Source organism: Mycoavidus cysteinexigens (assembly GCF_003966915.1).
GTDB classification, from domain to species: domain Bacteria; phylum Pseudomonadota; class Gammaproteobacteria; order Burkholderiales; family Burkholderiaceae; genus Mycoavidus; species Mycoavidus cysteinexigens.
Map to the genome: position 1 here is coordinate 553692 of NZ_AP018150.1, position 21464 is coordinate 575155.

The 21464-nt window shown below is 47.4% G+C and carries 15 protein-coding genes, 3 tRNA genes and 2 pseudogenes; 9 read left to right on the plus strand and 11 right to left on the minus strand.

Annotated elements, in window-relative coordinates; translation table 11 throughout:
- Positions 1-71 precede the first annotated feature (71 nt).
- Positions 72-2057: a DNA topoisomerase IV subunit B gene (locus tag MCB1EB_RS02470; RefSeq protein WP_045363165.1), complete on the plus strand. Its 1986-nt coding sequence runs from the start codon at positions 72-74 to the stop codon at positions 2055-2057.
- Between the two features lie 382 nt (positions 2058-2439).
- On the opposite strand, the gene MCB1EB_RS02475 is transcribed toward MCB1EB_RS02470, so the two are convergent.
- Entirely contained in the window at positions 2440-2742 is a 303-nt protein-coding gene (locus MCB1EB_RS02475; protein WP_045363164.1) for a hypothetical protein, read from the minus strand.
- A gap of 430 nt (positions 2743-3172) precedes the next feature.
- On the opposite strand from MCB1EB_RS02475, the gene MCB1EB_RS02480 reads away from it, so the two are divergent.
- The 4 genes and pseudogenes from MCB1EB_RS02480 (at position 3173) to parC (ending at position 7774) form a co-directional block, all read left to right on the plus strand.
- Positions 3173-3799, plus strand: coding sequence for a hypothetical protein (locus MCB1EB_RS02480; RefSeq protein ID WP_126353841.1), 627 nt, complete (start codon positions 3173-3175; stop codon positions 3797-3799).
- A 61-nt stretch (positions 3800-3860) separates the two neighbouring features.
- Positions 3861-4221, plus strand: a pseudogene (locus MCB1EB_RS02485) (DNA gyrase subunit A); the annotation flags it as partial.
- Positions 4222-4558: 337 nt separating this feature from the next.
- Positions 4559-5359, plus strand: a complete 801-nt coding sequence (locus tag MCB1EB_RS02490) for a hypothetical protein (RefSeq protein WP_045363160.1) — start codon at positions 4559-4561, stop codon at positions 5357-5359.
- A 105-nt stretch (positions 5360-5464) separates the two neighbouring features.
- Entirely contained in the window at positions 5465-7774 is a 2310-nt protein-coding gene (gene parC, locus MCB1EB_RS02495) for a DNA topoisomerase IV subunit A (RefSeq protein ID WP_045363158.1), read from the plus strand.
- 13 nt (positions 7775-7787) lie between these two features.
- On the opposite strand, the gene MCB1EB_RS02500 is transcribed toward parC, so the two are convergent.
- Positions 7788-8996, minus strand: coding sequence for an amino acid aminotransferase (locus MCB1EB_RS02500; RefSeq protein ID WP_045363157.1), 1209 nt, complete (start codon positions 8994-8996; stop codon positions 7788-7790).
- A gap of 110 nt (positions 8997-9106) precedes the next feature.
- Between MCB1EB_RS02500 and uvrB the strand changes: the two genes are divergently transcribed.
- Positions 9107-11194 carry an excinuclease ABC subunit UvrB gene (uvrB, locus tag MCB1EB_RS02505; protein WP_045363156.1) on the plus strand — a complete coding sequence of 696 codons (2088 nt, stop codon included), beginning with the start codon at positions 9107-9109 and terminating at the stop codon, positions 11192-11194.
- 64 nt (positions 11195-11258) lie between these two features.
- Positions 11259-11335 (plus strand) — tRNA-Arg (locus tag MCB1EB_RS02510).
- 121 nt (positions 11336-11456) lie between these two features.
- On the opposite strand, the pseudogene MCB1EB_RS02515 reads toward MCB1EB_RS02510, so the two are convergent.
- A pseudogene (locus MCB1EB_RS02515) lies at positions 11457-11720 on the minus strand (transposase); the annotation flags it as partial.
- A gap of 493 nt (positions 11721-12213) precedes the next feature.
- Between MCB1EB_RS02515 and kdsB the strand changes: the two are divergent.
- Positions 12214-13023 carry a 3-deoxy-manno-octulosonate cytidylyltransferase gene (gene kdsB / locus MCB1EB_RS02520; RefSeq protein ID WP_045363154.1) on the plus strand — a complete coding sequence of 270 codons (810 nt, stop codon included), beginning with the start codon at positions 12214-12216 and terminating at the stop codon, positions 13021-13023.
- A gap of 396 nt (positions 13024-13419) precedes the next feature.
- Here the strand turns inward: kdsB and MCB1EB_RS02525 are convergent, their stop codons facing one another.
- The 4 genes from MCB1EB_RS02525 to MCB1EB_RS02540 form a co-directional block, all read right to left on the minus strand.
- A complete protein-coding gene (locus MCB1EB_RS02525; RefSeq protein WP_045363153.1) occupies positions 13420-14391 on the minus strand; it encodes a KpsF/GutQ family sugar-phosphate isomerase in 972 nt (323 codons plus the stop codon).
- Positions 14392-14472: 81 nt separating this feature from the next.
- On the minus strand, positions 14473-15387 hold the full coding sequence (locus MCB1EB_RS02530; RefSeq protein ID WP_052393807.1) for a DMT family transporter: 915 nt from the start codon (positions 15385-15387) through the stop codon (positions 14473-14475).
- Between the two features lie 547 nt (positions 15388-15934).
- Positions 15935-16008: transfer RNA gene (locus tag MCB1EB_RS02535), tRNA-Cys, on the minus strand.
- Positions 16009-16103: 95 nt separating this feature from the next.
- Positions 16104-16179, minus strand: a tRNA-Gly gene (locus MCB1EB_RS02540).
- Between the two features lie 184 nt (positions 16180-16363).
- On the opposite strand from MCB1EB_RS02540, the gene greB reads away from it, so the two are divergent.
- Positions 16364-16927, plus strand: a complete 564-nt coding sequence (gene greB, locus MCB1EB_RS02545; protein ID WP_045365894.1) for a transcription elongation factor GreB — start codon at positions 16364-16366, stop codon at positions 16925-16927.
- A 53-nt stretch (positions 16928-16980) separates the two neighbouring features.
- On the opposite strand, the gene MCB1EB_RS02550 is transcribed toward greB, so the two are convergent.
- The 4 genes from MCB1EB_RS02550 to MCB1EB_RS02565 all read right to left on the minus strand — a co-directional run bounded on the left by MCB1EB_RS02550 (position 16981) and on the right by MCB1EB_RS02565 (position 21450).
- On the minus strand, positions 16981-19359 hold the full coding sequence (locus MCB1EB_RS02550; RefSeq protein ID WP_431311530.1) for a RelA/SpoT family protein: 2379 nt from the start codon (positions 19357-19359) through the stop codon (positions 16981-16983).
- Positions 19360-19403: 44 nt separating this feature from the next.
- Positions 19404-19622: a DNA-directed RNA polymerase subunit omega gene (rpoZ, locus tag MCB1EB_RS02555; RefSeq protein WP_026921076.1), complete on the minus strand. Its 219-nt coding sequence runs from the start codon at positions 19620-19622 to the stop codon at positions 19404-19406.
- A gap of 76 nt (positions 19623-19698) precedes the next feature.
- On the minus strand, positions 19699-20310 hold the full coding sequence (gene gmk / locus MCB1EB_RS02560) for a guanylate kinase (RefSeq protein WP_232034157.1): 612 nt from the start codon (positions 20308-20310) through the stop codon (positions 19699-19701).
- Positions 20311-20511: 201 nt separating this feature from the next.
- Entirely contained in the window at positions 20512-21450 is a 939-nt protein-coding gene (locus tag MCB1EB_RS02565; RefSeq protein WP_045363151.1) for a YicC/YloC family endoribonuclease, read from the minus strand.
- Positions 21451-21464 lie beyond the last annotated feature (14 nt).

The following is a 21464-nucleotide window of genomic DNA, read 5'->3' on the forward strand; positions in this document are numbered from 1 at the left end:
TCCCGCGCATCCAACGATACAGTTTGCTTAAACATTTGTAAAAACACGCTACATTCTTATCCTATTTCCTCATGGCTATTAAAAGAAATCTCCCTGCATATAGTGAAGCGTCGATTAAAGTATTGAAGGGCTTGGAGCCGGTCAAGCAGCGGCCAGGCATGTATACCCGTACTGAAAACCCCTTGCACATTGTGCAAGAGGCGATCGATAACGCCTCCGATGAAGCGCTGGGTGGTTATGGCCGGCAAATTATTGTCACTTTGCATATTGATGGTGCGGTGAGCGTTGAGGATGATGGGCGGGGCATTCCATTTGGCTTGCATCCTGAAGAAGGCGTGCCTGTAGTTGAACTCGTTTTTACACGGCTTCATGCGGGTGGGAAGTTCGATAAAGCGGCAGGCGGCGCTTACACTTTCTCGGGGGGCTTGCATGGTGTCGGCGTATCAGTGACCAATGCATTATCGACGCGGCTAGACGTCACAGTATGGCGAGAAGGTAAAGTGGCGCAAATAGGTTTTGCGCATGGCGAGCTCGCTCAGCCGTTAGCTGTGCGCTCAGCTAGCCGCAGTGAAAAAAAATCCGGCACGCGAGTCACCGCATGGCCGGATCCAAAATACTTTGATGCAGCGCATTTGCCAGTAGGAGAGTTGCAACGGTTACTCCGTTCAAAAGCCGTTTTATTACCGGGCGTTGAGGTTTGCCTTGTCATTGAAAAAACCGGCGAGCGACAACGCTGGCAATATGAAGATGGATTCCGTAGTTATTTACAAGAGGGGCTAGCGGGCGCTGAACTACTCATTCCCCTTTTTGAAGATGAGCGTTTTGTTGGCGCAAACCGTAATGGTGACGAGAATTTCGCCGAAGGCGAGGGCGCTGCCTGGGTCGTCGCTTGGAGCGAGGAAGGCCCGCTGGTACGTGAATCCTATGTCAATCTGATTCCGACTTCTGCCGGCGGCACTCATGAATCTGGCTTGCGTGAGGGACTGTTTCAGGCGATTAAGGGTTTTATCGAGCTACATAGTTTGCTGCCCAAGGGGATTAAAGTCCTGCCGGAAGATGTGTTTTCGCGGGTATCATTTTTGCTCTCAGCCAAAGTCCTTGATCCACAATTTCAGGGCCAGATTAAAGAGCGCTTAAATAGCCGTGATGCAGTGCGTTTGGTTTCGTCTTTTGTGCGTCCCGCGCTTGAATTATGGCTCCATCAACACGTTGAGTACGGCCGTAAACTGGCCGAATTAGTCATTCGACAGGCACAGGCACGTACGCGTGCTAGCCAGAAAGTAGAAAAACGTAAAAGTTCTGGGGTAGCAGTATTGCCCGGCAAGCTCACGGATTGCGAATCGACCGAGATCACGCGCAACGAATTGTTTCTGGTCGAGGGGGATTCTGCTGGCGGCTCCGCTAAAATGGGGCGCGATAAAGAATTCCAAGCGATTTTGCCCTTGCGTGGCAAAGTGCTGAATACTTGGGAAATGGAGCGCGAACGGCTCTTTGCGAATAATGAGGTGCACGATATTGCGGTAGCTATTGGAGTCGACCCACATGGTCCAGGGGACACGCCGGATTTATCAGGCTTGCGCTATGGCAAGATCTGTATTCTCTCCGATGCAGATGTGGATGGCTCTCATATCCAAGTATTACTGATCACACTTTTCTTTAAACATTTTCCACAGCTTATCGCGCGCGGTCATTTATGTATTGCGCAGTCGCCCTTATTTCGGGTTGATGTGCCTGCGCGTGGCAAAAAGCCAGCGCAAAAACTGTACGCTTTGGATGACGGTGAACTTGCCTCTATTCTCGATAAACTGAGTAAAGATGGCGTGCGTGAGCAGCAATGGAGCATCAGCCGCTTTAAAGGGCTAGGCGAAATGAGTGCTGAGCAGTTATGGGATACGACGATGAACCCTGATACTCGGCGTTTGTTGCCAATTGCTTTGGGTGCGCTGGGGTTTGAGGCAACGGTAGGCATGATGACGATGTTGATGGGGAAGGGTGAAGCGGCTGCGCGGCGTGGCTGGCTTGAAGAGAAGGGGAATGAAGTTGAAGCGGACGTGTAAGGTTATGGCGGAATAGCGACCGCCAGACACTTATTTAGTCACTAATGCGTCTATCCACCCTATACCAAATATTGATCCCATCAATAACCCGCGTCGTTACGCTTATTGGCATCTTTTCTGTCGCTTATTCGAACAATTTTATCAGCATCTTCTTTCCGATCCTTGATTTTTCTCATTAGGATAACTCAAATACTCTGAAAGGGCTGGCTATTAGGTGGCTGCGCCCAAAGCCAAAAAATCTAGGCTTTGAACGAGCTACTCGCCAACGTGGTGATGCTTACAATTTTGCTTTTTGGGTAACTTGAGATTTTTTGCCCCCAAATTGGGGGGCAAAAAATTTTGTTAAACGTATTGCGGAAATTCAATAACTTAAAAGCTATGTTTAGTTAAGCAAACGAGCCTTTCTTTCTTCACTGTCTTCATTATAAAGAATGACATTCGGAATCTTTGCATAAGCATGCTCACGAGAAGACCCTACAGTTTGCATGGTTAATAAAGCTTTTTCTTTAACTTCAGTTGATTGCAGCCACAGTTTATGTAAAGCATGATCTTTTGGAATCATTTGATGGAGGATATCACGCGTAATTTTCCAGCCAGCTCCATCACGCACGCCCCCTTTCTCGTCTGCATCAACCCGAAACAGTCCCAGCGACTTGATAACCGTATGTAAATGACTTTGAATCATCGTGTGGAAGGCCGTACCGTAGACGACATCAATTATATTTGTGCTGCTCGTTCCAAAAGGCAGCTTGCTCCCTAATGAGTTTTCGCAAAAGCAGCCTGCACGGTCTTATCTGACATAGGCCATAAAACACCCCTCGTACGCATCTCTATTTAAATCCATCCTCATCCTGCGCGTAATTTAGAATTATGAAATTCAGCAGCGAGCCTCAGCCCAAGCAGTTCACCTTGATGGTTAATCACTGCTCAGATTGGAATAATAATAAAAAGTATTTTTTATAAATTATGCAATTAATAATGATCATATTTGTATTTTCGAATATGTTGACTTGATTAAAATATTTTTCTGGTTTATCTTAAGTTGAGTTTTTTTAAAGGGCTTAATATTTGTGGAAACGAAAAAGTCTTTTTTTAAATTTTTAATTGAGATGAAAATGTTAAAGAAACTAGCTTTGGTAGGTGTGGTAAGTATGTCGCTTGTTGGTTGTGGAGGTGGTGATAGTAGTAATCATACTGAGGCAACTAAAGAATTTCTGAATAATAAATTTTCAGGGAAGAATCAGGGGTTTAAATATAGCGGATCTAAAGATAAACGTGCCGCCTTTAATTTAATTAAACATGGGCCACTAAACGTAGATAATAAACTTAGTGGTGAACTTAAAATCAGAGATAGATCTGAAATTCAACTTGAAACACTACCAGATCAATTAAAGAATGCTGCTTTTCTGTATAAAATCGAAGCGGAAGGCGATGCGTTTTCTCAGTTTGATGTAGTTGAATTAAATGTTAAAGTAGAATTGTATAATGAGCCACCTGGCCCATTGACAATTAGTCAATTGGATATCCAGGATGGAGTTGCTATTTGTAAATTAATTAATGGGGCACAGGTCTTAGAGTGTAAAAAAGAGGTAAAAAATGATGTGGAGTATTTCACTGTAGAATTAAGCGCTCCAGTATCAGAGCAAGGCTACTACCTTGTACACTATCTACAGTTAGTGGATACTGACCGCACTAAAGAACAGTCTATGGAAAATTCTGAGGCACAGAATTCTTCCGAATAGGATTAATTTTATATGGGTTAAGCTTGACACCCATTCGAGCTTAGCCCAATATAAACTGTAAATGGAACAACAAAATATCAACTTCACGGCCCCGAGTGGGGCAGACACTGAATTCCTAACCCTTGGTGACTACGCAGAGCGCGCCTATCTTGACTAGGCTGACTGCGTAGTCAAGATAGGCGCGCGTTGCCCGAAGTAGGCGATGGGCAAAAACCCGTACAACGCCGCATTTTGTTAGCCATGAGCGAGATGGGGCTTGCCGCCGACGCTAAACCCGTAAAATCGGCGCGCGTGGTGGGCGATGTGCTGGGTAAATACCATCCGCATGGCGGTTAATCTGCTTATAATGCTTTAGTCCGGCTCGCACAAGATTTTTCATTGCGTTATCATTAATTGACGGCCAAGGTAATTTTGGCTCGCGTCTCGTTTTTCCTCATTTAGGATAACTTAAACATCCTGAAAGGGCTGGCTATTAGGGGGCTGTGCCCAAAGCCCAAAAATTTAGGTTTTGGACCGGCTACTCGCCAACGTGGAGATGCTTACAGATCTGGTCTGGTCAGTAAAATCATACCTTACGGGCTATATTTAGAGTTTTGTGTAAGGATACGGCTTTAGTGATAGATGTCTATTATTCTCTACAGAACTCAATATGGTCTTGATTAAAATATTTTCCTGATTTATCTTGATTTAAGCTTTTTTAAAAAGCTGGATATTTTTTATTAGTAAAAAAATATTTTAAAAATTTCAATTGGAGTAAAAATGTTAAGGAAATTGGCTTGGGTAAGTGTTTTGACAGTAAGCGTTTCACTTGTGGGTTGTGGGGGCGGCAGTAACGATACTGAAGCAACCAGAGAGTCGGCGGCAGATGTGAGTCATGCTCCGGCAGAGGGCACAACATCGATAGCAAAATCTCAAAATGGCCGAATAGTTTTACGGATTGATGGTAAGGGAGCAGAAACTAACTCTAAGGTTAAGATTTTGGAGATTTCTCAAATCAGCAAACTTGATTCTAAGTGGGGGGAAAAATTAGCAAGTTTTTTCCTTTCGAACAAGACGCCAGTTCTATTTAAAATTGAGGCAGACGCTGAATACTATGCTACGCTCCCTAATCCAGGCTTAAATATCAATTTAGATTTGAAAGAAGAAGTATCAAAAGAAAATTTGCAGATTAAACGGGTAAATGTAGATGCTGATGGGGATTTTTCTTTCGAACAGATTGAGGGGTGGGACGTCTCTGAATTTATGAAATGCGGGAAAGGAAGGGACACGTATGTTAGCGTAGTAGCAGCAGCCCCAGCATTGAAGCCAGGCTACTATATTGTTGAGGTAAGTTCTGATATTTTTGCTCCCAGGGGTCGTTGGTTTGATCCCACTCCTGCTTCAACGGTAGCTGATGATATTTCAGCTACTACGGGTTTCGATTCTACCCAGAAAACTGAAATAAATCTTTCGGAAAATGGCGTAGCATCTTCTCCGGAAGTGAAAGCGGAAGAGGAAGAGGAAGACCAACCTTTGAAATGCAATCGGAAGAAGCATTATTCCTCTTCTGAAAAAGAATAATTTTAGGTAGGCTGTCCGGTGGGGTCGTTTGAAAAATTCAGACGAGCCTTGATTATTTGGGCTAAGCTAGAAGCTTATCCTAGCTTAGCCCAATATAAACTTTGAATGGAACAGCAAACTATCAACTTCACTGCCCCCAACGGAGCAGACACTGAATTTCTAACCCTTGGTGACTACGCAGAACGCGCCTATCTCGACTATGCAGTCAGCGTAGTCAAAGGCCGTGCGCTGCCCGAAGTAGGCGATGGGCAAAAACCCGTACAGCGCCGCATTTTGTTCGCCATGAACGAGATGGGGCTTGCTGCTGATGCTAAACCCGTAAAATCGGCGCGCGTGGTGGGCGATGTGCTGGGTAAATACCACCCGCATGGCGACCAATCTGCTTATGATGCTTTAGTCCGGCTCGCACAAGATTTTTCATTGCGCTATCCATTAATTGATGGCCAAGGTAATTTTGGTTCGCGTGATGGAGATGGTGCTGCCGCCATGCGCTATACCGAAGCACGCTTGACGCCGATTGCCCAGCTTTTGCTGGCTGAGCTAGATGAAGGCACGGTCGACTTCATGCCGAATTATGATGGGTCGAACGAAGAGCCAAGGGGCTTGCCGGCGCGTTTGCCTTTTGTCTTGCTGAATGGCGCGGCGGGAATTGCGGTGGGCTTGGCAACCGAGATTCCATCTCACAATCTACGTGAAGTGGCGCAAGCGGCAATTGCGTTGATTCGTAATCCAAAGCTGTCCCATGCCGAACTCATGGCAATCCTTCCCGGGCCAGATTTTCCGGGGGGCGGCCAGATTATTTCAAGCGCTGATGAAATAGCAGCGGCTTATCAGACCGGGCGCGGCAGTTTGAAAGTACGCGCGCGCTGGAAAATCGAGGAGCTTGCGCGTGGGCAATGGCAGTTAGTGATTACCGAGTTGCCACCGAATGCGTCGGGGCAGAAGGTGCTTGAAGAAATTGAGGAGCTGACTAATCCAAAGCTGAAGTCCGGTAAAAAAACCCTCACGCCTGAACAACAACAGACGAAGCAGCATCTCCTTTCATTGCTTGATGCGGTACGTGATGAATCCGGGCGGGAGGCGGCAGTGCGGCTTGTGTTTGAACCAAAATCAAGTCGTATCGAGGTGGATGAGTTTATCAATACGCTGCTTGCCCACACCAGCATGGAGTCTAATGTTGCTCTCAATTTGGTGATGATTGGCACCGATGGCCGGCCGCGTCAAAAGCCATTGCTAGAGATTTTGCGTGAATGGATTGCGTTTCGTTTTGTGACGATCACGCGGCGTAGTCGCTTTCGGCTGGCGAAGATGGAGGATCGGATTCATATTCTTGAAGGGCGGCTGATTGTCTTTTTGAATTTGGATGAAGTGATTCGCATTATTCGTGAAGCGGATGAACCGAAGCCCGCCTTGATCAATGCATTTGGCTTAAGTGAGCGGCAAGCGGAGGATATTCTTGAGATCCGTTTGCGGCAGCTAGCGCGACTCGAAAGCATCAAACTAGAAAAAGAGTTAGCCGAACTGCGCGAGGCGCGCGCCAAGCTGCAAGAGCTGCTTGGCAGTGAGGCGGCGATGAAGCGTTTAGTGATACGTGAGATAGAAGCGGATGCTAAACAATACGGCGATGAACGGCGTACGCTGATTCAACAAGAACGGCGCGCAGTGATTGAGGCGCGTGTGGTCGATGAACCCATCACGGTGATTGTTTCGCAAAAAGGTTGGGTCCGCGGGCTCAAGGGCCATGGCCTGGATGCCGCGCAATTTACGTTTAAGGCGAGTGATCAGTTGTATGGTGCATTTGAATGCCGTACGCCAGATACTTTAATTGCCTGGGGTAGCAATGGCCGCGTTTATTCGATCCCGGTTGCAACCTTGCCCGGTGGGCGTGGTGATGGGGTACCGCTCACTTCGTTGCTTGAGTTGGCGGCAGGCACGCAGCTTTTGCATTACTTTGCCGCACCACTTGAACAGCGGCTTTTACTTTCGATGAGCACGGGTTTTGGTTTTATCGCCAAGATTGGCGACATGGTGAGTCGGGTTAAGGCGGGTAAAGCCTTTATGACACTCGATGCACAGGCCATGCCGCTATTGCCGGTGCCGTTTTTGCCGCAGGCCGCCTATGTCGCTTGTTTATCAAGCGGTGGTCGTTTGCTCGTATTTAACTTAGATGAGCTGAAAACTTTAGCCGGCGGTGGACGCGGCGTGACTCTAATGGGACTCGATGCTGGAGAGACGCTGCTGCAAACCGTCGCTTTCGGAGCGGCGGGTTTAGTCTTAATGGGTATTGGGCGAGCGGGAAAGCCGGCCGAAGCCACCTTATCGCTTGCTGCGCTCGCGCCATTTTTAGGTAAACGCGCTCGCCGCGGCCGCGTACCGGAGCTTAAATTCAAACTCGTGGGTCTGCGGCCCGCGTGAGGCGAGGTTTCTTCTAGGCGGTCGTATTGAGCACCTGCGTAATGGCCTGTGCGACGGTTTCGATATTCCTGGTGTTCAGTGCTGCCACACAGATGCGGCCGGTGCTGACCGCATAAATGCCAAATTCAGTTCTTAAGCGCTCAACGTGCTGAGCGCTTAAGCCTGAATAAGAGAACATGCCGCGTTGGCGGTTAACAAATTCAAAGTCACGGTTCGCCCCATATTGTTTGAGCTTGGCAACGAGGTTGCCCCGCATTGACAAAATCCGCTCGCGCATCTCGCTTAACTCTTGCTCCCATAGCGCCCGCAACTCGGGTTTATTTAAGATGGCCGCAACAATCGCTCCACCATGGGTCGGCGGGTTTGAATAGGTGGTACGGATCACTAGCTTGAGTTGTGATAGTACGCGCAGCGTTTCAGCTTCACTTGAGGTAATGACCGAGAGTGCGCCAACCCGCTCGCCATATAACGAAAACGATTTTGAAAATGAGTTAGCGATAAAGCTATTGATGCCCGCTTCAGCAAACAGCCGCACCGCAGCAGCGTCTTCCTCAATGCCCACGCCAAAACCTTGATAAGCAATGTCAAGGAATGGAACCAGTTGACGTTCTTTAACAATGTGCACCACCTGTTGCCATTGCTCGGGAGTGAGATCGACCCCGGTTGGGTTGTGACAACATGCATGTAATATCACAATCGTACCTGGTGCATAGGTATTGAATGCGTTAACTAAGCTAGTAAAATCAACATCTTGGGTTTCAGCGTTGTAATAAGGATAGCTGACGACTTCAAAGCCTGCGGCTTGAAAGAGGGCGCGGTGGTTTTCCCAACTGGGGTTACTAACAGCGACTTTGGCGCTTGGGTTTAAACGTCTCAAAAAATCTGCGCCGATTTTTAAGGCGCCGGTGCCGCCTAATGCTTGGACCGTGGCGATGCGACCCTGCGCGAGTAGAGGAGAGGCTGCGCCAAATAATAATTTCTGCACCGCAGAGTTGTAAGCGGTGATGCCATCGATCGGCAGATAACCACGGGGCACGGCTGCCTCAAGGCGGGCTTTTTCCGCTTCACGCACGGCGCGCAACAGTGGAATACGGCCATCGTCATTTGTGTAAACGCCAATGCCGAGATTAACTTTAGTGGGCCGTGGATCGGCGTTGAATGTTTCATTGAGGCCCAAAATAGGATCATTCGGGGCGAGTTCGACGGTGGAAAAGAGATTCATAAAAGCTACTCGAATAAAAGACTAGAATAAGGGCATTGTGCCTAAAAACCAAAGTAGTAACCTGAGCTAGGCGCTATGGCATTGCAACTAACCCCATTATTTTATCTAAAATGACTGATCCGCGGGAAACTCAAGATACGCTAGACGAATCCAAATTTGTTACTTTTGGTGATTCCCCTTATCAACTGTATCAACCCTATCTGCCTGCTGGCGATCAGCCAGGGGCGATTGAGCAGTTATTCAGTGGGGTTGAGGATGGTTTATTGTTTCAGACGCTGCTCGGTGTAACCGGCTCGGGTAAGACTTATACCATGGCGAATGCGATTGCCCGGCTGGGGCGGCCAGCGATTGTATTTGCGCCAAATAAAACCCTGGCTGCGCAACTCTATTCAGAATTCCGTGACTTCTTCCCGCGTAATGCGGTTGAATATTTTGTCTCTTATTACGACTACTATCAGCCAGAAGCCTATGTGCCGCAGCGCGATCTTTTTATCGAAAAAGATTCGTCAATTAACGAACATATTGAGCAAATGCGGCTTTCAGCGACTAAAAGTTTGCTAGAGCGGCGTGATACGATCATTGTAGCCACGGTGTCAGCGATCTACGGGATTGGCAATCCAGGTGAATATCATCAAATGATTCTGACGCTGAGAACCGGCGATAAGTTGGGTCAACGAGAAATGATCGCGCGCCTAATTTCAATGCAATATACGCGCAATGAAACTGACTTTCAGCGCGGCACCTTTCGCGTGCGGGGCGATACGATTGATATTTTCCCGGCTGAACACGCAGAAATGGCAGTGCGCGTCGATTTGTTCGATGATGAGATTAATTCATTACAATTATTTGATCCGCTCACGGGACAGATTCGGCGCAAGCTTTTGCGCTTTACCGTATACCCATCTTCTCACTATGTCACGCCACGCGAGACAGTGCTGCGCGCGATTGAAACCATCAAAACAGAATTGCGCGAGAGGCTTGAGTTTTTCAATAGCTCAGCAAAGTTGCTTGAAGCGCAGCGTATTGAGCAACGCACGCGTTTTGACCTTGAAATGCTGCAAGAGCTAGGTTTTTGCAAAGGCATTGAAAATTATTCGCGCCATTTATCGGGGGCGGCTCCGGGTGAGCCACCGCCAACGCTGGTGGACTATCTACCACCGGATGCTTTGATGTTTTTGGATGAGTCGCATGTATTGATTGGTCAATTAAATGGCATGTACAACGGCGATCGAGCGCGGAAAGAAAATTTGGTGAATTATGGTTTCCGCTTGCCTTCGGCGCTGGATAACCGACCCCTTAAATTTGCTGAATTCGAGCGCAAATTACGCCAAGTGATTTTTGTTTCAGCGACTCCCGCTGATTACGAAAAACGCGTATCTGGGCAAGTGGTTGAGCAGTTAGTCCGCCCCACCGGCTTGATTGATCCAGAGATTGAAGTACGTCCGGCGCGCACGCAGGTGGACGATGTATTAGCCGAAATTCATAAACGCGTGCAGGTTGGCGAGCGCGTATTGATTACGGTGTTAACCAAGCGTATGGCCGAGCAGCTTACTGAATTTTTATCTGAGCATAACGTGAAGGTCCGTTATTTGCATAGCGATATTGAGACGGTTGAACGGGTTGAAATTATCCGCGATCTACGGCTAGGTGTATTTGATGTGTTAGTGGGGATTAATTTGTTGCGCGAGGGGCTCGATATTCCAGAGGTTTCGCTCGTCACGATTTTCGATGCAGATAAAGAAGGTTTTTTGCGGGCGGAGCGCTCGCTGATTCAAACCATTGGCCGTGCGGCGCGGAATGTAAATGGCAAAGCCATTCTTTATGGGGACTCGATCACCGGCTCGATGCAACGGGCCATCGCCGAAACCGAGCGGCGGCGGGCTAAACAAATTGCGCACAATGAAGCGCATCAAATTACGCCGACCGGGGTCGTGAAGCGCATCAAAGATATTATCGACGGCGTATATAACGTGGATGATGCGCGCGCTGAACTGAAGATCGCCCAAGAGCGCGCAAAATTTGAGGGGATGAGCGAGAAGCAGCTGGCTAAAGAAATCAAACGACTTGAAAAACAGATGATGACACATGCAAAAAATCTTGAGTTTGAACAAGCCGCACAAGCACGCGATCAACTCGCGTTACTGCACGAACGGGCATTTGGGGCAAACACCCATGATCCATTGAATGACGCAAATTGAAATAATCTTCAAAATAGGGCATTTTCAACTTCAAAGCAAGCTGCTATAATCTCTGCCTTAGTGTGCGGCTGTAGCTCAGTTGGATAGAGTACTTGGCTACGAACCAAGGGGTCGTGGGTTCGAATCCTGCCAGCCGCGCCAGTATTTATAAGCCCCGCAGCAATTTTTTGCTGCGGGGCTTTTCCTTATGTGGGGGATTTTTTTCGATTCAACCTATTTTTGCAAAAATAATAGTGTTGCAATGACCGGTTGAACTCACCGCCGCTTTTTTTAAAATATCGTGCTCCATTTTGACCCGTGCTAGCTCTGCTCGTAGCCTACTTATTTCCATTTGCTCCGCACTGATCGGCCTGCTGCTTGCGCCAACTAAGCTTCCTGTTTCATAGACTTTGATCCAGTTGTGTAGCGTTTGATCTGCGATCCCTAGTATTCTGGCGACCGCAGCAACACTCTGACCATTAGCTACAAGCCTCATCGCCTCAAGCTTGTATTCAAGAGTGTACCGTGCCCTCTTAATTTTTGACAATTTTCCCCTTCTTTACTAGATTTTAAATCTTCAGTAAGAGATTCGTTTCTCGGGGACAAGGTCAATATTGGACTTCATCTCAAAGTGCGCTGAATTTAAGTAATCTATCGATTCAAGGTGCGCGGGGTTTAAGTCAAGTAAACGCTCGTATAATTGAACAAAGACAAAGAGATGAAGAAAGTTTTAGCGAAATTTCTGTCGAGGAAGATGACTTTGTCGAGATTCCGGTTTAAAGGGCGACTGTCGAAATTAAAAAGGTGTTGAAGGGGGGCTGCTTACGAAACGGAAAAATCGTACGATAGGTTTTCCAAAGGATACATAACGATCGGTATACGGGTTGCTTTGACTGTCGCAATATTGCCTGTACTGGTTGGCAATAGTCCATTTTGCGTTGCCATTTAAGCAAATTTTGTTGCTGTGATATGCCCTCTACGTCAAAGTGATGCCCGGTTGATCTATACGCTAACTTGGCATCAATTCCAGGAGTTTTTTCGTGAACAATATACGTTTTGATGTAGCAATCCCCGCTCGTCTTCAGTCCACTCGGTTGCCTGAAAAAGCGTTAGCCCATATTGACGATAAGCCCATGGTTATACACGTGGCACACCGCGCGCAGAAATCTGGCGCGCAACGCACAATAATTGCGACGGATTCTGCGCGTATTGTTGAGTGCGCTAAGCAATATAATATAGAAGTTATATTGACAGCAGAGAGCCATGTCTGTGGAACCGACCGGCTCGCGGAGCTTGCGACCAAGCTGGATTGGGCAGATGATCAGATCATAGTAAATGTGCAGGGCGATGAACCGTTAATCGATCCTACATTGATTCAAGAATTGGCAGCTCACTTAGCAGCACACCCCAGCTGTGCGTTAGCGAGCGCCGCGCACCCCATTAGTAGCCCCGAAGAAATTTTTAACCCCAATACAGTTAAAGTGGTAATCAATGCCAAAGGGCATGCATTGTACTTCTCTCGTGCACCTATTCCTTGGGCGCGTGATGCATGGCCGGACGTAATGGGAGAAAATGGTTTTTCTGCAAGTAAAGCAGCCTATGTTAGCGAACTGCCAGTGTATCGCCATATTGGTATATATGCATATCGTGCTGATTTTTTACGCCGATTTGCTACCCTAACACCCTCTCCTTTAGAAAAAGTGGAAGCATTGGAACAATTGCGCGCGCTGTGGCATGGTGAATCTATTGCTATATATGTAACGGACAAAGCGCCTATTGCAGGCGTAGATACTGCTGCTGATTTAGAGCGTGTACGTACTTTATTTAAGCAGGGGTTACCCTTTGCGTGACACCACCCCAACTTGGATTTTACAAAAAATCCGCAACCTCCTTCCCAAGAAACCCACTGGTGTTATGCTGCTTTCTGACGATCCCCGGCGTTCTCAGGCGACTATGAGTGGTTATACTCATAGTCTTACCGTACACGTCGGGTGCAAATGCATGCCACGCTAGGCATTGTAAGACAGGAGCGCCGAACCATCAATCGACTGCCCGTTGAAATTGAGTCCGGCCATGTCCTCTGGATGCACAATACTGTGCGCTGACTTGCGCGGCTATGTGAACATCGCCCAGTGCGGCTCTGAAATAACCTCCAAACTCATTTCTTCATGCCATTTCGTTTGGTTAAAACGATATCTTATGGTGCACCTTTATAGTTGTGTGTAAGGACGTGGGTTGTCCGTTCTCTAAAATCCATGCTCTTCGAGCACCTTTATATTTGATACTCCAAAAAACATAGAAGATTTATCTACAGCTACCAGGGCAGTTATTCTATTTCTACGCATGTAATCAGCGGCTTTTGACGCAAGTGTATTTTGACTAACCGTCTTTATTGTTTTTTTCATAAATTGAGATACATTGGTTTCTGCTAAGTCAGGACTCTGCTTTATTATTTCTTTAATATCTCCATCTGAGAGAAGTCCCAATGGCAACCCTTTGTCGTTAATGATAACGATGAAACCATACTTTTTCTCTGCAAGGATAACAAGTGCATCAATTAAGCTGGTCTCTGGATAGACGTAGGGGCTATCTTCCATAGTGACCACGATGTCAGAGACTAATGTCGTTAAAGACTTTCCCAGACTTCCTGATGGATGATTTTTTGAGAAATCTTTATCAGAAAAGCCTTTCAATTCCATAAGAGCAATTGCAAGAGCATCTCCTAAAGCAAGGGTTGCGCTAGTACTTACAGTTGGAACAATGTTAAATGAACAAGCCTCTTTTTCTATTTTAAATGATAGACATATATCTGCATTCAGCGCTAATGGAGATTTGTCATCTCCTGTTATAGATATAATAGGAATTCTTCGTTGCTTTAAAGTCGGCATTAAATTGACTATCTCTTCGGTTTTCCCGCTAAAAGAAATCAATATGACAATGTCATCGCTTGTTAACATTCCTAGATCCCCATGTTTAGCTTCTGTGGGATGCATAAAGAAGCTCGGGGTGCCCGTGGAAGATAAACTCGCGGATATTTTTCTACCGATATGCCCGCTTTTTCCTAGACCTAGGATGATGACGTGTCCATCTGAAGAGTTAATTAGATTTACCGCGTCAAAGAAACCACTATTGTAGAGTGATTTGGAAATCTCATGCAGAGCATTAGCCTCTTTAGCTAAAACACTACTCCCAATTTGAACCACCGTTTCCTTATCCATATCGTCTGTTCGATGAGATAAAATTATTTGTGGGCTAAAAGATTTTTCGCTAGTTTTAGATCCTCGAGTGTGTCAACTTTATCAAGCCGCTTCATTAACGCGGCTTTTACCAGACATACTCAAATAAAATGCACTCCCGATAATTACAATCGAGCCTACTATAGCCTGCATTGAAACAACCTCTCCCCAGATCAGGTACTCCAATATAATCGCCCACACAATGCCAAAATAGCTAAATGGTGCAAGCATCGACGCGGCTGCATTCCTAAATGCTATGGTGAGCATAAGCTGCCCAGTACCGGCAGTCAGTCCGAGCAGCCCCATATAACCGAGGTCTGTCATGTTTGGAGCAGTCCAGGAAACCCAAAGCGAGCAACCGCTAAAAATGGTGGCAATTATTGTGAAATACAAGACAATCACCGCAGACTCTTCAGTACGAGAGAGCTTTTTGATCTGGATTACAGAACCCGCGTTAAACACAGCACTGAGTAAGACTAAACCCACGCCAAGTAAAGAAGTATTCTCGTCGCTACTAAACGATGCAATTAGAGCTACGCCAACAGATCCAGCTACCAACGCTATCACCATTGGAACGCGTAGACGCTCGCCTAGGAACATAACAGCAAGCAAGGCAATGAAGATTGCTTCTGTATAATGGAGTGTCACGGCAGCTGATAAGGGTAAGTGGGGCAGGCCAGAAAAAAATAATCCCATCGAGCCTAATGCCAGAACTGCCCTCAGAAAATGTTCCCAAAACCGATGTAGCGTAAATGCTTTTTTTGGAATATTGCAAAAACGGAACATGAGGGCGGCGGGAATTATCCCGAATAACATACGAAAGAATATGATCTCGTTCGCTGGGTATTTCGTCGAAACAATTTTCGCAATCGTGCTCACCACCGCAAAAAGAAAAATCCCACAGGACATAAACATGATCCCGTGCAACTTTTGCCGATTCAGGGTACCGAACTGTTGCGCTTTAAGGTCTAATTTCATTTGACATTTTTTACAAGGCCCTTGTTATCGGCAGGCTAACTCAATAAATTGCCTCTCGATACTCCCACCTCCGTCCCAGACTCTTCGACAGTTAGGAAGTCAATGCGCTCAGCGTTTCCTAGATCTTCGCCCAAAATGATTATGCAAAAGCAACCCCTTGCCATTCTGGAATGGGATAAATTCGCGCAGGTGTCGCCATTTCTAAAATATTTTACTGCACGCAGGAAATCGATATTAAAGACGAAAGATTTCTTTGAATTTGATCATACCTCCCTATTTCCAAAAATGTCAAAGGTAGGGTAGCAGAAATCCATTACTGGACCTCAAAGTTATATTGGACTTCATCTCAAAGTGAGCTGAATTTAAGTAATCTATCGATTCAAGGTGCGCGGAGTTTAAGTCAAGTAAACGCTTGTTTAATTGAACAAAGACAAAGAGATGAGGAAAATTTTAGCGAAATTTCTGCCGAGGAAGATGACTTCGTCGAGGTTCCCGTTTAAAGGGACAAGAAGCCAAGCCGGCTAAGACTTGTACAGGCTAACGTCTTTGGAGGCGGGAGTCGGAATCGAACCGGCGTCGACGGCTTTGCAGGCCGCTGCATAACCACTCTGCTATCCCGCCAAGGATCAAATTTGACTGGAAGACGATCTACGTTTCCAATTGATGGCCGGCCAAATAATGCAAGGGAATATGCCCCAATATGCAGACCGATAAATTGGAGCGGGAAACGAGGCTCGAACTCGCGACCTCCACCTTGGCAAGGTGGCGCTCTACCAACTGAGCTATTCCCGCGTACATCGCATCGCGCATTTAAAAATCTAGCTGAATGCGAAAACGAGATTATGAATAAATGCTGATTTTGTGTCAAGTGATTGCTACAATTGGTTGCGACTCTTTGTGAAAAAAAGTGGGTGATGTAGACTCGATGAGGGTGTTGGCAGTGCGTGGCAAAGCTAGATTAGAGAAAGGTTTTAAGATGAATGCAGCAGGGCTTAGAGAATTGCATCCGACCGATGAGCAAAATGAGGTCGGGCTTGAGCAATTTCAGATACCTGTGGGGGCTAAGAATTACATAACGCCGGCAGGCTATCGTAAATTAAAGACGGAATTGTTGGATCTGCTTGATCATGAGCGACCTGACGTGGTTCGAACGGTAGCATGGGCGGCGGCAAATGGGGATCGTTCAGAAAATGCCGACTATATTTATGGTAAGCGGCGCTTGCGCGCAATCGACAAACGCATTCGCTTTTTGACGCAGCGACTTGATCAGGCGCAAATAGTAGATAGCCGCTGTCAGGAAAATTTAGATCAGGTGTTTTTTGGCGCTATGGTGACCTATGCTTTAGAGGATGGGGCTGAGCATTCAGTCACGATTGTTGGCGTGGATGAAATTAATCTGGAGCAGGGTTATGTGAGTTGGGTTGCGCCGATCGCTCGGGCTCTGCTCAAAGCCAAGTTAGGGGACCTGGTGACACTTCAGACGCCAACCGGTACCGTGCAAATTGAAGTGCTTAAAATTCAATACCCTGACCAAAGCTAAAAAAATTTTTATCTTGCGCCTTGAGCGCAGAGTGTGCGGCGGGCGCTAAAAATTTAATAATCCGGCCGCTCGCGCTCAATGCGCATTCCGCCATTGCGGCGCTGAGGTTGAGATTCGCTGGATTTTTCGCGCGTGATGCGCATCACATCTTGGTTAATACGTGTACGGCGCATGACATTTGCTAGGTGCACGCGGTTGGCGACTTGAATCACTAGGCGTAGCACGACAAATTCTTGGGTGAAATCTTCGTCCATTGAAATATGGGCAATATTGGCGTCGGCTGCTGTAATGTCTGCTGCAATCCGCGCAAAAACGCCTTTTGTTTTACGCACGAGGATTTTAATCATTACATCGAATAAACGTCCGGGTTGGGGCGCCCAGGCAATATCGATCCAGCGTTCAGGGTCGCGTTTATGAATGCGGTGAGCGATGCGGCAGTCTGTGATGTGCACCGCCATCCCTAGGCCAAGCCCAATGTAGCCCATGATCGCATCTCCTGGAATCGGACGGCAGCAGGGCGATAATTGGACTGACATCCCTTCAGCGCCGCTAATCACGACTGGGATTGGAGAGCCAGCGCCTGAAGTGACTGGGTTTGGCCCGGAGTACTTGGTGGCGGGGTTCTTATTGGCGTCATCTTCATGTTCCCCGAGCAAGACTTCAATGCGCTTCGCCATGACGGCGGCAACGCAGCGGCCTAGTCCAACGTCAGCGAAAATTTCTTCGCTGCTGTGGTGAGTCCATTGCTCTAGTTTGTCCCAAGCTTGCGGCGTCATGTTGTCTAACGACAGGCCATAGCCTCTTAGTGCTTGCTCGATAAGCTGCTTGCCCAATTGCACCGATTCATTGGAACGCATCGTCTTGAGGTAATGCCGAATCGCCGAGCGCGCTTTTCCGGTGCGCACTAAGCCAAGCCATGCTGGGTTTGGTTTTGAAGACGCGGCCGTGATCACTTCGACAATATCGCCGCTTTGCAGCTCAGTGCGCAACGGTAGTAGTTCATTATTAATTTTGACTGAAGCGCATTGATTGCCCAATTCGCTATGGATCGCATAAGCAAAATCAAGTGCAGTCGCGCCGCGGGGCAACGTTATGATGGCTGATTTGGGCGTAAATACATAGACTGCGTCTGGAAATAGATCGATTTTAACGTGCTCAAGAAATTCGCTTGCGTCGCCTGCTTCCAATTGAATATCAAGTAATGATTTGAGCCATTGATGCGCGCGTTGTTGCACGTCGTTCAGATCTGCGCTGCCATTCTTATAAAGCCAATGCGCGGCGACGCCAGCCTCGGCTATATCATGCATTTTCCGGGTACGGATTTGGAATTCAACGGGCGTTCCAAACGGGCCAACCAAGGTGGTATGCAATGATTGATAACCATTGATTTTGGGAATTGCAATGTAATCTTTAAATTTACCAGGTACGGGCTTATATAGAGAGTGCAGCACTCCCACACATAAATAACATTCAAGCGGTTTTTCGACGACGATGCGAAAACCATATACGTCAAGTACCTGCGAAAATGACAATTGTTTGTCGCGCATTTTGCGGTAGATGCTATAGATGGTTTTTTCGCGGCCTGTCACTTCGCAGTCGATTTGCTCATCGGCAAATGCGTACTGCACGGATTCCAAGATTTTGCTGACCACTTTGCGGCGATTACCGCGCGCTGCTCTTACGGCTTTTTCAATCGTCGCATAACGATGCGGATGAAAATTTGCAAAACTGGTTTCCTGTAATTCTCGATAAGTATTATTTAAACCTAAGCGATGTGCGATTGGCGCATAAATATCGATGGTTTCGCGCGCGACGCGGCGGCGTTTCTCCGCCGGCACGGCGCTTAGCGTGCGCATATTGTGCAAGCGATCGGCGAGCTTAATGATGATCACGCGCACATCGCGCGCCATGGCTAGCATCATTTTGCGGAAATTTTCCGCTTGCGCATCTTCCCGACTGCGAAATTCCATGCGGTCGAGTTTGGAGAGCCCGTCCACTAATTCGGCAACTTTGGGCCCAAAATGCTCGGTAAGCTCGGTTTTGGTGACCTCTTGATCTTCTATGACGTCATGCAGTAACGCAGCTATGATGGACTGCGCATCGAGGCGCCAGCTTGCGCAAATTTCGGCAACCGCGACCGGGTGCGTGATATACGGCTCGCCACTTTGCCGATATTGACCAAGATGAGCTTGATCGCTGAAATGGAATGCAACCTTGATTTGCTCGATTTCTGACTGTTCGAGGTATTCAGATAAAGCTGCGGTTAAGTTTGCGATTGAAACGACTTTATGCTTACGCGGATGTTCAGGCGTGACGGTAGGGCCAAATAAATGCTTAACCGACTGCTCAAGCACTACGTCGATATATTTGCGCGCCACTGGCGTTTCTAATTTGGAGGCAGACGATGGGTTCTCGTTCATGTTCGCCTCCATATATTAAGTAGATGCTGAGTTTAAACTAACTTTGCTGCGCGTGCTTATAGCGGAACTTTTTTCAACATCTCGTTAATATCTATAACGCCATCGGCAATTTCGCGCAAAGCGGCTACCGGTGGTTTATTGCGGTTGCCAACTTTAGTGGCGTGCCCGAGTATGAGTTGGCGTGCCCGATAAGTGGCAGCCAGCGTAAGATCAAAACGGTTAGTGTTAGCGTCCGGAGCGTTTTGCAAACAATCTTCAACAGTAATGCGGGCCATGATAAATTTTTCCTTTATAAGAATGCGTCTATTTTACATCAGCGGTGCTGAGTAGGGTTTTTAGCCGTTTTGTTTTTTAATCCGTCGTCGCAGCATGAATGCCCAGTTCCGCAAAAAGATGCGCATGGCGCGCGCACTGAGAAGCAAAACGCAAGCGTGTCGTGGCGATAATCGATTGCAATTGGGTCAGTGCATTGGCAAAGTTATCGTTGATAACCACATACTCTGCTTCGGCGGCGTGAGCCATTTCGCTGCCTGCTGCAAGTAATCTCCTCACAATCACATTGGGCGCATCTTGCCCGCGTTTTTTTAGCCGTTCTTCGAGCGCATCCAGCGAAGGCGGCAAAATAAAAATGCTGACCGCATGACGAAATTGCCGGCGTATTTGTCGTGCACCTTGCCAGTCAATTTCAAGCAACACATCATGGCCACTTTCGATCTGCTGTTCAATCCACAGGCGCGAGGTGCCGTAATAGTGCCCATGTACCTCTGCACTCTCGATAAACTCGCCACGCGCGCGGCGCGCGAAAAAATCCTCTTGCTTAACAAAATGATAGGCGCGCCCATCTACCTCACCAGGCCGCGGTGCGCGTGTCGTATAAGAGACCGATAAGCTGATGCCGGTATCATGCGCAAGTAAAGCGTTAACCAGCGTTGATTTGCCGGCACCAGACGGTGCGATCACCATAAACAAATGCCCAGGATGATGATGGTCTGCTGAGTAACTGGGTGGCGTAGTGCAAAGAGGCGTATTAGATGGGGTTGCCTGGCTCATAAATAAAAAATAGGCTCTTAGAGTTAAAAATTAAAAATACCGCCTCGCAGGGTTGAGGAGCGCGAGAAAAAGTCTATAGCTTAAAAAACCGCGACTCCCTCATAAGCTGCAAGATTACTCCAAATTTTGTATCTGCTCGCGCATTTGCTCAATTAAAAGCTTAAGGGTCATCGCGCTATCGGCTAGCTCCTTAGCCGCAGCTTTTGAACCCAGCGTGTTGGCTTCTCGGTTAAGCTCTTGCATCATAAAATCCAGTTTTTTGCCAACCCGGCCGCCTTTTTGGAGGATTTGTCTGGTCTCGCGCAAATGAGTGGATAGTCGAGTTAATTCTTCGCTAACATCTATGCGAATGCCATACGTGGTCACTTCTTGCCGGATCCTCTCCGCGGCTTCCTCGCGCGAGATAAGCGCCGGCGCATTGTCTGCGGTGGCGAGGCCAAGCGCTTCTTGTAGGCGTTCGACAACCTTTTGTTGGTGTTTGTTGATTAATTCTGGCACCCAAGGCGTAATTTCAGTGACAATTTTTTCCATCTCAGTCACTTTGTCAAGCAATATAGCGGCGAGCTGTGCGCCTTCGCGCGCGCGCATATCAACTAACTCATCAAGCGCTTGTTGGGCGCATTGGATGACGGTCGCGCTCAAGCTATCTGTTGCCGGTGTTTTGCCGTTGCTTTTACTTAGTACGCCAGGCCAATGCAAAATCTCGTTGGCTGTGAGCCGCTCAGCCTGAGGAAAGTGACTCAAGATTTGAGCTTCAATCAGCGCTAACTGCGTCAGCGCTTCATGGTTAAGCGCACCGCTGGTTGGCAGTATTTCACTACGTTGCAGGTTAAGGCGAATCTCGACTTTGCCGCGGCCTAATTTTTGCGTAAACATTTCGCGCATGACAGATTCCGTGGCGCGGACCTCATCGGGAATGCGGAAGCTTAGATCAAGAAAACGTGAGTTCACTGAGCGTAGCTCGACCGATACACTGATTGCTGGCGCCTCGCTATTCGCTACAATGGGTACTTCGTGGGTGACGATGGCGTAGCCAGTCATGCTATAAATCATCAATTATGCTCGCT

Coding starts and splice junctions, on each gene's coding strand:
- MCB1EB_RS02470 (WP_045363165.1), top strand. CDS start 72: ATGGCTATTAAAAGAAATCTCCCTGCATATAGTGAAGCGTCGATTAAA.
- MCB1EB_RS02475 (WP_045363164.1), bottom strand. CDS start 2,742: ATGATTCAAAGTCATTTACATACGGTTATCAAGTCGCTGGGACTGTTT.
- MCB1EB_RS02480 (WP_126353841.1), top strand. CDS start 3,173: ATGTTAAAGAAACTAGCTTTGGTAGGTGTGGTAAGTATGTCGCTTGTT.
- MCB1EB_RS02490 (WP_045363160.1), top strand. CDS start 4,559: ATGTTAAGGAAATTGGCTTGGGTAAGTGTTTTGACAGTAAGCGTTTCA.
- parC (WP_045363158.1), top strand. CDS start 5,465: ATGGAACAGCAAACTATCAACTTCACTGCCCCCAACGGAGCAGACACT.
- MCB1EB_RS02500 (WP_045363157.1), bottom strand. CDS start 8,996: ATGAATCTCTTTTCCACCGTCGAACTCGCCCCGAATGATCCTATTTTG.
- uvrB (WP_045363156.1), top strand. CDS start 9,107: ATGACTGATCCGCGGGAAACTCAAGATACGCTAGACGAATCCAAATTT.
- MCB1EB_RS02525 (WP_045363153.1), bottom strand. CDS start 14,391: ATGGATAAGGAAACGGTGGTTCAAATTGGGAGTAGTGTTTTAGCTAAA.
- MCB1EB_RS02530 (WP_052393807.1), bottom strand. CDS start 15,387: ATGAAATTAGACCTTAAAGCGCAACAGTTCGGTACCCTGAATCGGCAA.
- greB (WP_045365894.1), top strand. CDS start 16,364: ATGAATGCAGCAGGGCTTAGAGAATTGCATCCGACCGATGAGCAAAAT.
- MCB1EB_RS02550 (WP_431311530.1), bottom strand. CDS start 19,359: ATGGAGGCGAACATGAACGAGAACCCATCGTCTGCCTCCAAATTAGAA.
- rpoZ (WP_026921076.1), bottom strand. CDS start 19,622: ATGGCCCGCATTACTGTTGAAGATTGTTTGCAAAACGCTCCGGACGCT.
- gmk (WP_232034157.1), bottom strand. CDS start 20,310: ATGGTGATCGCACCGTCTGGTGCCGGCAAATCAACGCTGGTTAACGCT.
- MCB1EB_RS02565 (WP_045363151.1), bottom strand. CDS start 21,450: ATGATTTATAGCATGACTGGCTACGCCATCGTCACCCACGAAGTACCC.